This is a genomic window from Patulibacter sp. SYSU D01012 (assembly GCF_017916475.1).
In the GTDB taxonomy this organism is placed as follows: Bacteria; Actinomycetota; Thermoleophilia; order Solirubrobacterales; family Solirubrobacteraceae; genus Patulibacter.
Map to the genome: position 1 here is coordinate 232,856 of NZ_JAFMTB010000001.1, position 14,532 is coordinate 247,387.

Here is a 14,532-nt window from a genome sequence, read left to right on the forward strand (position 1 = left end):
GACCCGTTCCGCCTGAGGTCCGCCGACCGGCCCTGACCCGGAACACGCCCCCGTCCCCCGACCCGTTCGCCCTGAGGTCCGCCAACCGGCCGCGACCCGGGACACGCCCCCGCCCCGCCAACGCGTTCCGCCTGAGGGCCGCTGATCGGCCCTGATCCAGAACAGGCCCGCCGCCCGCCGACCCGTTCCGCCTGAGGTCCGCCGACCGGCCCTGACCCGGAACGCGCTCCCACCCCGCCGACCCGTTCCGCCTGAGGTCCGCTGATCGGCCCCGATCCAGAACAGGCCCGCCGCCCGCGGCCCGTTCTGCCTGAGGTCCGCCGACCGGTCCTGACCCGGAACACGTCCCCGTCCCCCGACCCGTTCGCCTTGAGGTCCGCCAACCGGCCGCGAGCCGGAACGCGCCCCCGCCCCGCCGGCCCGTTCCGCCTGAGGTCCGCCAACCGGCCCTGACCCGGAACGCGCCCCCGCCCCGCCGGCCCGTTCCGCCTGAGGTCCGCCAACCGGCCCTGACCCGGAACGCGCCCCCGCCCCGCCAACGCGTTCCGCCTGAGGCACGCCCACCGGCCCTCATCCGAACCGCGACCCCCAACCGCGACCCCCGCCGACGGCCCCCGCGCGCCGCCGGCCTACGATGCCTCCATGGCCTTCCCCCGGTCCCGCCCCCGTCGCCTGCGCCGCACCCCGGCCCTCCGCGCGCTGGTCCGCGAGACGACGCTCCGTCCCGAGCAGCTCGTGCTGCCGATGTTCGTCGTCGAGGGGCAGGAGGGCACGAAGCCGATCGGGGCGATGCCCGGCGTCGACCACCTCGACGTGCCCGGGGCGGTCGCGCTCGCCCGCGAGGCGCGGGCGCTCGGGGTCGGCGGCGTGATGCTGTTCGGGATCCCGCTCGAGAAGGACGCGCAGGGCTCGGGCGCGTGGGACGACCAGGGCGTCGTCCAGCAGGCCAGCCGCGCCATCCGGGAGCAGGTCGACGGGCTGACGGTCGGCACCGACCTGTGCATGTGCGAGTACACGGACCACGGCCACTGCGGTCTGCTCGACGACCACGGGGCGGTCCGCAACGACGAGACGCTCGAGCTGCTCGCGCGCGCCGCGGTCTCGCAGGCGCAGGCGGGCGCCGAGGTCATCTATCCCTCGGACATGATGGATGGCCGCATCGGCTACGTCCGTGACGAGCTCGACGCCGCCGGACACGAGGACGCGATCCTGGTCGCGCACTCGGGCAAGCTCGCGTCCGCCTACTACGGCCCGTTCCGCGAGGCCGCCGAGTCGACGCCCGCGTTCGGCGACCGCCGCAGCTACCAGATGGATCCGGCCAACGGCGACGAGGCGATCCGCGAGGCGATCCAGGACGTCGAGGAGGGCGCCGACGTGATCATGGTCAAGCCCGCCGGCCCGTCGCTCGACCTCGTCCGCCGCACGAAGGACGCCACCCACATGCCTGTCGCCGCCTACCAGGTGAGCGGCGAGTACTCGATGATCAAGGCCGGCGCGGCCGCCGGCTACATCGACGAGGCGGCGGTCTCGATGGAGTCCCTCATCGCCATCCGCCGCGCGGGCGCGGACTTCATCGCGACGTACTTCGCCCTCGACATCGCCAGCGCGCTGCAGGGGTAGGCGCCGGCGCGGACCTGGCGGCCCGGCGCGGGCGGCCGGCGTGGGCCGGGCGGCTTCGCGGCGGGCGCGGCCGGCGCCGGTCGGGACGCTGCGGGGTCGATCCGCGTCGGGGCCGGGCAGCGCGGTCGATCCGCTTCACGCACTGCGAGGTGGGGTCGATCCGCGTCGCGTTTCGACGCCGATCGTCCCCACCAGGTCCGGGGTGACGCCGATCGTCCCCACCAGGTCTGGGGTGACGCCGATCGACCCCGTTCGGCCCGGCGCGATCCCTCGACCGTCCGATGCTCGTTCGCTCGCCTCCCGGCCACCAGCCGCCCGTGCACCACCGCGCGCCCGCTGGCCCACCGTGCCGCAGCGCGGCCCGGCCGCGCCCACCGTCCCGCAGCGCGGCCCGGCCGCGCCCACCCGCCGAGCCGAGCCGACCCGAGCCGGCCGCACCCGCCCCCGGGCCTGCCCCGCGCCCCCGCCCCCGCAATCCCCCACCCGCGCCGTCTACGCCGCATCCGACCTTTACCCGCGGTCCGTACGATGGAGCGATCGACCTGAGGAGCCCCATGGCCACCAGTGACAAGACGGCTGTGCCGAAGATCCGCAGCCGCAAGGATGGCGCCGCCGTCCCCCTCGACGACACGGACAAGTCGCTCATGAACAAGCTCCAGGGGGCGTTCCCCCTGGTGCCGCGCCCGTACGCGCAGATCGGCGCCGACCTGGGCCTGAGCGAGGACGAGGTCGTCAAGCGGACGGACCGGCTGGTGAAGGAGCGGATCATCCGCCAGGTCACCCCGATCTACGACACGCGCGCGTTCGGCTACGGGTCGATGCTCGTGGCGGCGAAGGTCGACCCGGAGCACCCGTGGGGCCCCGCGAAGATCATCAACGAGCACCCGGGCGTCAGCCACAACTACCTGCGCAACCACGAGTTCAACATGTGGTTCACGATCGCGGTCGAGGAGGACTCCAAGCTCGGCCTGCAGGGCACGCTCGACGTCCTCCAGGAGCTGACGAAGGCGGAGTCGATCCGCCAGCTCCCGACGCTGCAGCTGTTCAAGATCCGCATGGACCTGGAGATGACGGGCGACACGAAGTCGCTCGCCTCCGCCGGCGTCGCCGTCCCGCCGGCTGAGACGGAGCGCCAGCCCTACGACGAGTTCGACAAGAAGGTCGTCCGCGCCACCCAGGGCTCGCTGCCGGTCGTCCCTGAGCCGTTCCAGCCCGCCGCCGACGAGCTCGGCATCCCGGTCCTCAGCCTGCTCGAGCACCTCGAGGGCATGACGGAGCGCAAGCTGCTGCGCCGCGTCGCCGCGATCCTCTTCCACCGCCGCGCCGGCTTCTCGGCCAACGGCATGGGCGTGTGGCAGGTCGACCCGGAGCGGATCGAGGAGATCGGCATCCGCATGGCCGCCTACCGCGGCATCAGCCACTGCTACCAGCGCCCGACGTACGCGGACTGGAAGTACCAGCTCTTCACGATGGCCCACGGCCGGTCGAAGGAGGAGTGCGACGCCATCCTGGACGCCATCCAGACCGAGGTCCCCGGCATCGAGGACCGCGCGACGCTCTACTCGTCGACCGAGTTCAAGAAGATCCGCCTCCTGTACTTCACGGACGACTTCCGGGAGTGGGAGCGGAAGTACGCGGGGGTCTGAGCGGCCGAGCCGGCGGGGGGCGACGGCGTCGCCCCTGAACCCGGGCGGCGTGGGGCGGGCGGCTCTCGCCCTCAGCCGGTCGGCTCGGCGCCCAGCGCGCGGGGCGCCCGCCGCACCCGCACGGGCGAGACCCCCGCATCCCAACCGCGTCGCCCGAGGCATCGTGTGGGACAGAAAGGGGCTCTGGCAACGGAGTCGTCCCAACGGTTCGGTCGGCGGGATCGAGTGGGACGGATCGGCGGTCGTCGCGCCAGGGGACGAGTCGCCAGGCGGCGGCCGCGCGTCCGGTCCCACCCCGACCCCCACCGGCGTCGAGGCGGAAGGAACGCGCGCATAGCGCGCGATCCGAGAACTCGACGGCCTTCGGGCGGTGAGTGGGACGGAACGCGCGGCCGCCGCAGCGCCGCAGCGCCTCCGGCCTTCCCCGCCTCCGGCCTTCCCCGCCTCCGGCCTGCCGGCCGGACCGGAGGCCGAGCCGGCTCGCCCCCCCGCCCGAAGCCCCCCGCCCCGTCCCCGCGCAACGCCCCCCGGCCCGGCCCCGGCCGCCCGTCCCCTCCGCCCCGACCGCACCGGCCCGGCCCGCGCGGCCCCGCGCCCCTCGACCTGCACCCGGCGCCGGCCGCCCCGCGCCGGCCTGCGCCTCGCCGTCCGTCACTCCCGCCCGCCGCCGCCGACCCCCCGCACGCCCTAACCTCGGTACCGATCCCCGTGCCGCCCATCTCTCTCACCGACGCCAAGTCCGCCGACCTGTTCGCCCGCGCCCGGCGCGTGCTGCCCGGCGGCGTCAACTCCCCCGTCCGCGCGATGCGGTCGATCGATCGGGATCCGCTCTTCGTCGAGCGGGCGTCCGGGGTCGACCTGATCGACGTCGACGGCAACCGGTTCATCGACTGGATCGGCTCGTGGGGGCCGCTCATCCACGGGCACGCGCACCCGCGGATCCTCGCGGCGATCCACGCCGCCGCCGACGCGGGCACGACGTTCGGCGCGCCGACGGCGGGCGAGGTCGACCTGGCCGAGGAGATCGTCCGCCGCATCCCGTCCGTCGAGATGGTGCGGATGACGTCGTCCGGCACCGAGGCGTCGATGTCGGCGATCCGCGTCGCGCGCGCCGCGACCGGCCGCGACGTGATCGTCAAGTTCGCCGGCGCCTACCACGGCCACATCGACGGCCTGCTCGCCGACGCCGGATCGGGCCTGGCCACGCAGGGCATCCCGGCGTCGGCCGGCGTGCTCGAGTCGGCGACGAAGGCCACGGTCGTCGTCCCGTGGAACGACGTCGACGCGGTCGAGCAGGCGCTGCGCGCGCACGACGTCGCGGCGGTCATCGCCGAGCCGTACCCGGCCAACATGGGCCTGGTCCCGCCGCAGGACGGCGTCCTGCAGCGCCTGCGCGAGCTGACCGAGGAGCACGGCGCGCTGCTGATCTTCGACGAGGTCATCAGCGGCTTCCGCGTTGCGCCCGGCGGCGCGCAGGAGCTGACGAACGTCACGCCCGACCTGACGGTGATGGGCAAGATCATCGGCGGCGGCCTGCCCGCCGCGGCGTTCGGCGGCAGCCGGGACCTGATGGAGCGCCTGGCGCCGGTCGGCGACGTCTACCAGGCGGGCACGCTGTCGGGCAACCCGCTCGCGGTCGCGGCGGGCCTCGAGACGCTGCGGATGCTCGACGACGAGGCGTACCTGCGCCTGAAGGAGACGACGGACGCCCTTGCCACCGGCCTGCGCGACGCCGCGCGCGACCGCCCGGTCCAGGTCGTCAGCGTCACGGGCCTGGTCACGGTCTTCTTCAGCGAGACCCCGGTGACGAACTACGAGCAGGCGAAGGCCGCCGACACCGCCGCCTACGGGCGCTGGTGCCGCGGCCTGCTGGCGCGGGGCATCTACCCGCCGCCGTCGCAGTTCGAGGCCCTGTTCGTCTCGCTGGCGCACGAGCCCGAGCACGTGGCGCAGACCGTCGAGGCCGCGGCCGCGGCCTTCGAGGACGTGTGGTGAGCGACCCCGCGGCCGACCCCCTCGCGGCCATCGCCGCCGCCCTCCGCGCCGAGGGCGGTCTGCTGGCGGCCGCGACCGTCGACCCCGCTCCGGACGTCGACCGCCGCATCGCCGGCGCTCTCGTCGCCGCCCTGGGCACCGCCGCGCCGTCCGCCCGCGCCGCCGCCCTGGCCCTCGCGGCCGAGGCCACCCGCGAGGCCGAGCTCCTCCACCACGCCCCGGAGCACGCGCGGGTCGTCCGCACCGACGACCGCGACCTGGCGCTCCTGGCCGGCGACCGCCTGTACGCCCTCGGCCTGGCCCGCCTGGCGGCCGGGGGCCACGTGGACGAGGTCGCGATCCTGGCCGACATCGTGGCCCTGGTCGCGCGCTTGCACGCCGATCCGGCGTGGGCGATCGGCCCCGCGACCCCGGCGCAGCCCGGCGCCGGGACGGGCGCGCCGGACGCCGCGCGCGACCGCACGCGCGCGCTGTGGGACGCCGCGTGCGCGGCCCTGGCGGCAGGATCGGCGTCGCCGGCGGCGAAGCTGCTGCGCGCGGTCCGCTCGGGCGACGTGCCGGATTCCCCCGCACTCGCCCGGGTCGGCGCCGCCGTTAGGCATGCCTGAACTTCCCCTTACCACGCATAGCGGACCCCAAGGACGGATCGCGCACGGCCCCGGGCCGGTACGATCCGGCAGTCCGCCCGCCCCCCGCGTGGGCACACGCAGGAGTCTCACGTGAGCGATCGACGCCCAGAGCAGAGCAAGTACACCCTCGACCGCGGGATCCCCGGCGCCTTCGAGGGCGAGACGGTGACCCGTCGACGCCTCATGGTGCTGACGGCGAACGTCACGGCCGGCGTCGCCATCGGCGGCATCGCGCTGTCGGCGGTCGGCTTCGCGGCCGGCCAGCCGTTCGTCGAGGTCGACACGGGCTGGCACGACGTCGGCCCGCTCGACGAGATCCCCGACGACACGTACGCCCCGCGCGTCATCACGCTCGATCCCGAGATCGGCCAGGTCGGCAAGTCCACGGTCTACGTCCGCAAGCGCAACGAGCGCGTGGACAAGGAGCCCGCGGACGAGTGGAACAAGATCATCGCGATCTCGTCCCGCTGCATGCACATGGGCTGCCCCGCGCGGTACGTGCAGGCGGCCAAGCACTTCATCTGCCCCTGCCACGGCGGCGTGTACGACTTCCGCGGTGAGGTCGCCGGCGGCCCGCCGGTCCGCCCGCTGGACCGCTTCTACACGCGCATCGTCGACGGGCGCGTGCAGGTCGGCAAGCGCTTCTCGGTCAACTCGCAGATCCAGCGCTTCTCGCCCCGTCCTCCCGGACAGCCCCTCGACGGCATCGGGCAGTACCTCTACCCGTCGCGTCCCACCATCCGCAAGATGGCGGGCACCTGATCCTCATGGCCAAGATCAAGCTCACCTCCTCGACGCCCGTGGCGGAGCCGGCCGACAAGCCCGGCCTGGTCGACCACGGCATCCACGCCGTCGACTGGATCGACGAGCGCACGTCCATCTCGGGCACGCTGCGCTGGGTCATGTTCCGGCCGATCCCCAAGGGGACGAACTGGTTCTACACGCTGGGCACGGCCACGATGGTCGCGTTCATCAACCAGGTCATCACCGGCATGGTCCTGGGCATGTACTACGAGCCGTCCGCCACGCGCGCGTACGAGTCGATGAAGTACATCAACAACGAGGTCTTCCTCGGCGAGTTCGTGCACGGCATGCACCGCTGGGGGTCGACCGTGATGGTCGTCCTGATCTTCCTCCACATGGCGAGGACGTTCTTCTTCGGCGCGTACAAGTACCCGCGCGAGCTGAACTGGGTCATCGGCGTCGCCCTGCTGGTGCTGACGCTGCTCATGTCGGTCACCGGCTACCTGCTGCCGTTCGACCAGCGCGCCTACTGGGCGTCGGTCGTGGCCATGAACATCGCGGGCAACGCGCCCCTGCTCGGGCCGTTCATCCCGGACATCGCCCTGGGCGGTCCGGACGTCACCACCTTGACGCTGTCGCGCTTCTACATCATCCACATGATGTTGATCCCGGGCCTGATCATCGGGCTGATCGGCGCCCACCTGTACCTGGTCATCAAGCTGGGCACGACCGCGCCGCCCTGGGTCCGCGCCGACAAGGTCTCCGCTGACCTGAAGGAGCACGAGGCATGAATCAGCGCGAGAAGGAGGCGTACCTCCGCGAATACGCCGTCCTGAAGGCGTCGGGGAAGCCGTTCTTCCCCTACATCATCGTCAAGGACGGCGTGATGATGATCGTCGTCGTCGGCGTCATCATGCTGCTGTCGCTCCTGCTCGGCGGCGAGCTGACGGCGAAGGCCGACGCGACGACGACGACGTACGCGCCGCGACCCGAGTGGTACTACTTCTGGGCCTTCGAGCTGCTGCGCGTCATCAAGCCGCCGTACCTCGTGAGCCTCGCGGCCGTCGGCGTGCCGACGATCGCGATGCTGCTGCTGTTCCTGCTGCCGTTCTACGACCGCAACCCGGAGCGCCACCCGCTCCGGCGCCCGATCGCCACGACGGCCGGCATCTTCGTGGTCGGCGCGATGTTCTTCCTGTCGTACCTCGGTGCCGAGGCGGAGCCGCCGTCCCAGGTCAACATCGGCGCCCCGCCCGCGGTCGAGGAGGCCGGCGGCGCGACCATGCTCAAGTGGGACGCCGGTCGACGGCTCGTGGCGCAGTCCGGCTGCGGCGGCTGCCACAAGATCGGTCCGAACGGCAACGACGGCCCCGGGCCGCCGCTGACCGAGATCGGTGACCGCCTGAAGGAGGGCGCGATCCGCGAGACGCTCATCAACCCGACGCAGCCGATGCCGTCCTTCGCCAATCTGGGCGCGGACCAGCTCGACAAGATGGCGTTCTTCCTCGCCAGCCTGAAGAGCTCGGGCGAGGCCGAGGCCCACACGGGCAGCGGCGCCGAGGGCGTCGGCGACGACCCCGCCGGCGGCGAGGCGACCGACACCGACGGCCAGTCGGGCGGCGGCTACTAGCCGCCCCCGCCCCCGGGCGTACGTGAACACGGGCGGCGCCCCGCAGGTGCCCGCCGTGGTCGCCCCCATCGTGGCGGCCGCGGGGGCGCACGTGCCGCAGGCCCTGGCGCAGGTCGAGGACGAGCTGCGCCGCGCGGCCGCCCCCGGCGGCACGCAGTTGGACCGCGCGGCGCTGGAGACGGTGGCCGCGGGCGGCAAGCGCCTGCGCCCCCTCCTGGCGATCATCGTCGCCGGCCGGGCCGCCGGCGACGGCCCCGGATCCTCCCCCGCCGCGCGCGACGCCGTGGTCCGCGGCGGCGCCGCGGTCGAGCTCGTCCACACGGCGACGCTCCTGCACGACGACGTCCTGGACGCCGGCCTGCTGCGCCGCGGCGCGCCGACGACGTTCGCGCGCGACGGCCGCGCGGCCGCCACCTGCCTGGGCGACGCGCTGCTGGCCGCGGCGTTCACCACCCTGGCCGCCGGCGGCGACGCGGACGCGATCCGCATCCTCTCCGACGCCTCGCGCGATCTCGCCCACGGCGAGCTGCTGCAGCGCGAGGACGCGTGGGACGCCGGCGTCGACGAGGCGCGCTACCTGTACCGCTGCGGCCTGAAGACGGGCGCGCTGTTCGACGCCGCCGCCCGCCTGGGCGCGCTGGCGGCGGGCGAGGACGACGAGCCGTTCGGCCGCTTCGCGGCGGCGATCGGCGTGGCCTTCCAGCTGTTCGACGACGTCCTCGACGTCGTCGCCCCGCCCGAGCAGACGGGCAAGCCCCGCGGCAGCGACCTGCTCGACGGCACCGTCACGCTGCCGCTGCTGCTCGCCCGCGAGCGGGACCGCGAGCTGGCAGCGCTGGACCTGCGCGGGATCACGACGTCCGAGGCCGCGGCGCAGGTGTGCGACCGGATCGCCGCGACCGGTGCGACGGAGCGGACCGAGGAGCGGGCCCGCGAGCTCGTCGCCGAGGGCGTCCGCCGCCTGCCGGCCGGGCTGGACGAGGCGCGGCGCACGGCGCTCGAGCTCGTGGCGCGCGGCGTCGTGGACCGACGCCTGTAGCGCCGGCGTCGACCGGCGCCCCCGGGCCGGCGCACCCTCACTCAGGCCCACCGCAAGCGGACGCCGTCCGCCGCCGACCGGGCGCGATCAGGCATCCGCAGGCGCGTTCCCGGCGTTCCCTTCAGGGAGATGACCTGGGAGGATTCCGCTATGCCGCTCGCCGCCATCGGGGCTCCCGGACTGCCGGAGCTCCTGATCATCCTGGTCATCGTGCTGGTCGTGCTGGGCCCGAAGCGCCTGCCGGGCCTGGGCCGGCAGCTGGGCGGCGGCATGCGGGGGTTCAAGGACGCCATCACGGGCGACAAGGACAAGAAGCAGCGCGACGCCTCGGGCCTGCCGCCGCACGACGCCGGCGATGCGCACGAGGAGACCGTCACGGCCGAGCCGGTCGACGAGCGCCGCCGCGATCCGCGCGCGTAGCCCTCGATGGCCAAGCTGCGCCCGGTCTCGTCCGAGGACCGGTTCACCCTCGTCGAGCACCTCTCCGAGCTCCGCACCCGCATCATCTCGGCGCTGGCGATCTTCATCGTCGCGTTCGGCATCTGCTACTGGCAGGCCGACTTCGTCCTGAAGGTCGTCAACACGCCGCTGACGGAGTCGCAGCGGGACGAGCACGGCCAGTGCCGCACGGCGGGCGACAGCCTGGAGCAGAGCAACTGCTTCGACCGGGCCGTGGCGCAGGCGCTGAAGGAGCTCGAGCCGGTCGTCCGCGACGCTCAGGGCCGCGGCGGGGACGCACAGCAGGCCGACCGGGCGCTGCAGGCGCTGAAGCGCGCGCAGGAGCTGGCGCCGCGCAACGTCAACCGCAAGCCGGTCACGCTCGGCGTGGCCGAGCCGTTCTTCCAGACGCTCAACGTGGCGATGTACGGGGCGCTCGTCCTGTCGCTGCCGCTGCTGCTCTACCAGCTGTACGCCTTCCTGATCCCCGCGTTCACGGCGCGGGAGCGACGGGTGATCGTGCCGCTGCTCGTCGGCGTGCCGTTCCTCTTCTACGCGGGCGCGGCGTTCGGGTACTTCCTGGCGCTTCCGCGGGCCGTCGACTTCCTGCAGAACTTCAACGACAAGTCGTTCGACATCCTCGTCCAGGCCAAGGACTACTACAAGTTCACGGCCCTGTTCGTGGCGGGATCCGGCGTGATCTTCCAGGTGCCGGTCGTCGTCATCGCCGTCACCCGTCTGGGCATCGTCAGTCCGCAGCGCCTGCGCAAGGCGCGCGGCCTGGTCGCCGTCGCCTCGGCCGTCATCGCGGCGCTCATCACGCCGACGCCCGACGCCGTGACGATGCTGCTGATGATGGCGCCGCTCGTGGTGCTCTTCGAGGCGAGCGTGGCGATCGCGGCCCTGTGGGAGCGCCGCCGCCCCGTCGGCGGGCGCTTCGCCGACTGGGGCGAGGACGAGGACGACGACGACCCCTGGCCGGACGACGACGATCCCGACGACGGCGGCCCGGACGACGACGACCCGTGGCCCGCGGACGACGATCCGGCGCTGGCGGCTCCGGCGGGCGAGGACCCCGATTCCGCGCTGCTCGGCGACCCGGCGGGCCCGCGCGTGGTCGGTGCCGGGGACGACCGGGAGCCGGGCGAGCGCGGGCCGGACGCGCCCCTCGCGGGCGCTGCGCCGGGCGTCGGCGGGGTCGGATCGGCGTCCGGCGACGTGGCCCCGGCGCCGGACGGGCCGGTCGACGAGGCGGGCGAGGCCGACGGCGACGGGGACCCCGACCTGGACGCGTGGCTGCGCGAGGCCGACATCCTCGACGCCGAGGATCCCTACGCGGACGACGACCCGGCCGGCGGCGCCGACGGTCCGGACGGCCCGCCGCGGGCGTAGCCGGATCGCCCGTCGTCGTCGGGCGTTCAGCTCGCTAGCACCCGGTGGCGGCTTCACGCTCGCCGCCGTCTATCCTGCGCACCATGCTTTTCGACCTGCGGTCCCCTGGCCGCAAGCGGGCCGTCCAGGCCCTGTACGTGGTGCTGGCCCTCGTCCTCGTCGGCGGCACGGTCCTCTTCGGCGTCGGCACCGGTCTGCCGGGCATCTTCGGCGGCGGCAACAACACCGCCCAGAACGTCGACCTGGAGGAGCAGCAGCAGAAGCGCCTCGACCAGGTCGAGGCCCAGGTCCGCCGCAACCCGCAGGACGCGAAGGCCCTGGCGACCCTGGCGTCGCTGCGCTACGCCGCCGGCGTGGCGAAGTACGGCGAGAACGACGTGAAGATGCCCGCGGCCGCCAAGCCCCAGTTCGAGGCCGCCGCGACGGCGTGGGAGAAGTACCTGGCGCTGGACCCGCAGCCGATCGACCAGTCCGTCGCCAACCGCATGGTGACGGTCTTCCAGACCGACGCGCTCAACCGCCCGGCCGACTGGGCCGACACCCAGGCGGCGATCACGCAGCAGGAAGAGGCGGAGGCCGAGAAGAACGGCACGAAGGTCGGCCCCGCCGTGTACCTGTCGCTCCTCCAGGCCCAGTACGCCGCCAAGCGCGACCGCCAGGCGAAGATCACCGTCGAGAAGCTGCGTGCCGTCACGCCGAAGGCGCAGAAGGACGCGGTCGAGGACGCCATCAAGGCCGCGAAGGATCCGAGCTCGGCGGCGGCCGCCGGCGGCACCGGGAGCGACAGCGGCGGTGGCACCATCACGCTGCCCGAGGACGAGAAGTAGCCCGCGTCGCCGGCGCATCGAGCGCGGGCGGACGCCCGTCCAGGCCCGGACGGGGGCACGCGACGCACCGGGCCCGAGATTTTGTACGATTCTCGGGCCCTGGTAGCTCAACTGGTTAGAGCAGCGGACTCTTAATCCGAAGGTTGAGGGTTCGAGTCCCTCCCGGGGCACCTCGCGCATCGCGGCGCATCACCGCCGCGGTCCGCAGGAAGACTCGTACGAAGGCCGGCACGTCAGTGCCGGCCTTCGTCGTTCTCGGGGGATCGCACGGGCGCGACGCGGACCTGCGGCAGATGGACGTGGCTAGGGGCGTGTGACAGCGTGTCCCTACGAGCTCGTCAACTCGTTGCGTGTACGCGGTCACAGATCGACGGGCTCGTGCGAAGAACGACTGCAGGTCGTATCGAACGACGGGGGCCCGGAGGGAGAGTCGGGCGCCGCGGAGGGGGAGATCCGGGTGCAAGCGCAGAGCGGCGTGGACGACGGGGCGCCGAAGGCGAGCGGCGCGGCGCGATCAGCGGCGCCGGATCGCGGCGGCCGCGTGCGGGTGCTGCGGCTCGAGCCGGCCTTGACGCAGGGGCTGTCGCGGCCCACGCTGGTCGAGGCGGAGCGCCGGTGCTTGGCCCGGACCGTCCACCTGCGCCCGTGCTCGTGGAAGGTCGCCGAGGGCCTGGCCGAGCACGACGCGCGCTACGCGATCGTCCTCGAGGGGTTTGCGCTGCGCCGCACGAGGGTCGCGGGCCAGCGGTTCGTCGAGCTGCTCGGCCCCGGGGAGCTGCTGGGCGCGGCGGACCAGGCGCGCGACGACGCCTCGGTCACCCTGCGGGCGGTCACCCCCGTCGTGTGCGCGGTGCTCGACCGCGACTTCTTCCGTTTGGCGTCCGCGTGGCCCGAGGTGGGCCAGAACATCACCGCCATGGCCCTCGAGCGCGCCGCTGAGCTGGCCCACCACGCGGCGCTGCTCCGCATCAGCCCCCTGCACCGCCGGGTGCACGCCGTGCTGTGGCGGCTGGGCGAGCACTGGGGGCGTATGACGCCCCGTGGTGTCCGCCTGCCGTTCCCGCTGACCCAGGCCGACATCGCGGATCTCGTCGCGGCGACGCGGCCGTCGGTCAACCTCGCGCTCGGCGTGCTCCGCGACCGGGGGATCGCCGAGGAGGAGCGGACCGGCTGCTGGGTGCTGCGACGACCAGCCGCGATCGAGGCTGCGGCCCGGGACGACGACGCCAGCATGGTTTGAGCGGATCACCGGGACACACCCTGTTCACCACGAACGGGGCGGCGCGATCCCCCCGTATGCAGGGGGTTCCCGGAGAGCGGGCGCACGGGATGTCGGCAGGCGGACACCGTACTTGACCCGGCTCACAGGAGCGGGTTACGGTCGTCCACCGAAGCGGCTCAGGTCGCTTCCGTCCCCACGTCCCCACCTCAGAGAGAGAACCGGAGAGCCCCATGGCCCACCCCGTCCGCTCGCGCACCGCGCGGGCCGCGATCGCCGCCACCGTCGGTGCGGCAGCCCTCGCCGCCGCATCATCTGCATCGGCGGCCCCCACCGGCATCTACAGCGACTTCGCGAACTGTCCGACGGGGAATCCCGACGTGGCATCGTGCCTGGTCAGCGACACGACCGGCGGCTCGATCAAGCTCGGGAACCAGTCCGTGCCGATCAACAAGACGATCCGCTTGAAGGGCGGCGTCACCGTCGATCCGGACACCTTCGAGACGGGGTTCGTCAACGCGACGAATGGCCAGACGCTGTCCCGCACTCCCCTCAAGGTCCCCGGTGGCCTGACCGGCCTGATCACGCCCCCGGCCGACTGGTCCCAGCCGCTCAAGACGCTGTTCTACGCCGCGGTCAACGCCGGCAACGACGTGACGGCCACGGCCGAGCTCGCCGGGCCGGTGCAGTTCAGCTTCGGCAACCTGCTCAACGGCACGGGCACGGCGATCGAGCTGCCCCTCCGCGTCAAGCTCGAGAACCCGTTCCTGGGCGACAGCTGCTACATCGGCTCCTCCTCGTCGCCGGTGCGACTGCGCCTGACGAACGGCACGACGTCGCCGCCGGCCGGCGTGGCGCCCATCTCCGGCGTCCCCGGCGAGCTCGGAGCCATCGAGGACATCACGACCCTCACGGGCCAGTCGCTCGTCGACAACACGTTCACGGTGCCGAAGGCCAGCGGCTGCGGCGGGGCCTTCTCGTTCGCGGTCAACCCGATCGTCAACCTGAAGATCGGTCTCCCGTCGGCCGCCGGCGTCTCCGTCGCGCGCTTCAACGGCAACGCGAAGCTCGCGCCGGCCGCCTCGGTCGTCGCCAGCGAGCAGTAGTCGTCCCCTCGTCCCACCCCTCCAGCGCCGTCCCGGCGTCCCGTCCCGGTGGATGCCGCCCTCACCCGAGGGCGGCATCCACCACCAGGACGAACACACCAGAACCAACACAAACCGCACACGACGCTTCGCCGAAAGAACCCCAGGCGGAGTGACGAGGAGCGCCTGCTGAGCGGAGGCGCCGCACGCTGCCTGTTGCGCCGAATCGCCCGTCCTAGCGGGCTACTCGTCGTGGCGGAACCGTTAG

At 73.5% G+C, this 14,532-nt stretch carries 13 protein-coding genes and 1 tRNA gene; all 14 read left to right on the forward strand.

Going from position 1 to position 14,532, the window contains the following annotated elements:
* Positions 1-642 precede the first annotated feature (642 nt).
* Entirely contained in the window at positions 643-1,620 is a 978-nt protein-coding gene (gene hemB / locus J3P29_RS00930) for a porphobilinogen synthase (protein ID WP_210491108.1), read from the forward strand.
* Between the two features lie 554 nt (positions 1,621-2,174).
* The gene (locus J3P29_RS00935; protein WP_210491109.1) at positions 2,175-3,266 is read left to right on the forward strand and encodes an AsnC family transcriptional regulator; all 1,092 of its coding nucleotides are present in this window, start codon (positions 2,175-2,177) and stop codon (positions 3,264-3,266) included.
* 708 nt (positions 3,267-3,974) lie between these two features.
* Positions 3,975-5,261 carry a glutamate-1-semialdehyde 2,1-aminomutase gene (gene hemL, locus J3P29_RS00940; RefSeq protein WP_210491110.1) on the forward strand — a complete coding sequence of 429 codons (1,287 nt, stop codon included), beginning with the start codon at positions 3,975-3,977 and terminating at the stop codon, positions 5,259-5,261.
* Positions 5,258-5,869, forward strand: coding sequence for a hypothetical protein (locus J3P29_RS00945; protein ID WP_210491112.1), 612 nt, complete (start codon positions 5,258-5,260; stop codon positions 5,867-5,869). The genes hemL and J3P29_RS00945 overlap by 4 nt, the downstream gene beginning before the upstream one ends.
* A gap of 111 nt (positions 5,870-5,980) precedes the next feature.
* On the forward strand, positions 5,981-6,652 hold the full coding sequence (locus tag J3P29_RS00950) for a Rieske (2Fe-2S) protein (protein ID WP_210491113.1): 672 nt from the start codon (positions 5,981-5,983) through the stop codon (positions 6,650-6,652).
* A gap of 5 nt (positions 6,653-6,657) precedes the next feature.
* Positions 6,658-7,425 carry a cytochrome b N-terminal domain-containing protein gene (locus J3P29_RS00955; protein ID WP_210491114.1) on the forward strand — a complete coding sequence of 256 codons (768 nt, stop codon included), beginning with the start codon at positions 6,658-6,660 and terminating at the stop codon, positions 7,423-7,425.
* Positions 7,422-8,264, forward strand: coding sequence for a c-type cytochrome (locus tag J3P29_RS00960; RefSeq protein WP_210491115.1), 843 nt, complete (start codon positions 7,422-7,424; stop codon positions 8,262-8,264). The genes J3P29_RS00955 and J3P29_RS00960 overlap by 4 nt, the downstream gene beginning before the upstream one ends.
* Before the next feature lie 55 nt (positions 8,265-8,319).
* Positions 8,320-9,303, forward strand: a complete 984-nt coding sequence (locus J3P29_RS00965) for a polyprenyl synthetase family protein (protein ID WP_210491116.1) — start codon at positions 8,320-8,322, stop codon at positions 9,301-9,303.
* 150 nt (positions 9,304-9,453) lie between these two features.
* A complete protein-coding gene (locus J3P29_RS00970; protein WP_210491117.1) occupies positions 9,454-9,723 on the forward strand; it encodes a twin-arginine translocase TatA/TatE family subunit in 270 nt (89 codons plus the stop codon).
* Positions 9,724-9,729: 6 nt separating this feature from the next.
* Positions 9,730-11,133, forward strand: coding sequence for a twin-arginine translocase subunit TatC (gene tatC / locus J3P29_RS00975; protein ID WP_210491118.1), 1,404 nt, complete (start codon positions 9,730-9,732; stop codon positions 11,131-11,133).
* Positions 11,134-11,216: 83 nt separating this feature from the next.
* Positions 11,217-11,960, forward strand: a complete 744-nt coding sequence (locus J3P29_RS00980) for a hypothetical protein (RefSeq protein WP_210491119.1) — start codon at positions 11,217-11,219, stop codon at positions 11,958-11,960.
* Positions 11,961-12,056: 96 nt separating this feature from the next.
* A tRNA-Lys gene (locus J3P29_RS00985) sits at positions 12,057-12,130 on the forward strand.
* Positions 12,131-12,417: 287 nt separating this feature from the next.
* Positions 12,418-13,200: a Crp/Fnr family transcriptional regulator gene (locus J3P29_RS20565; RefSeq protein ID WP_210491121.1), complete on the forward strand. Its 783-nt coding sequence runs from the start codon at positions 12,418-12,420 to the stop codon at positions 13,198-13,200.
* Positions 13,201-13,412: 212 nt separating this feature from the next.
* Positions 13,413-14,285 (forward strand): hypothetical protein, encoded by an 873-nt coding sequence (locus J3P29_RS00995; protein ID WP_246851387.1) that lies wholly within the window; start codon positions 13,413-13,415, stop codon positions 14,283-14,285.
* Positions 14,286-14,532 lie beyond the last annotated feature (247 nt).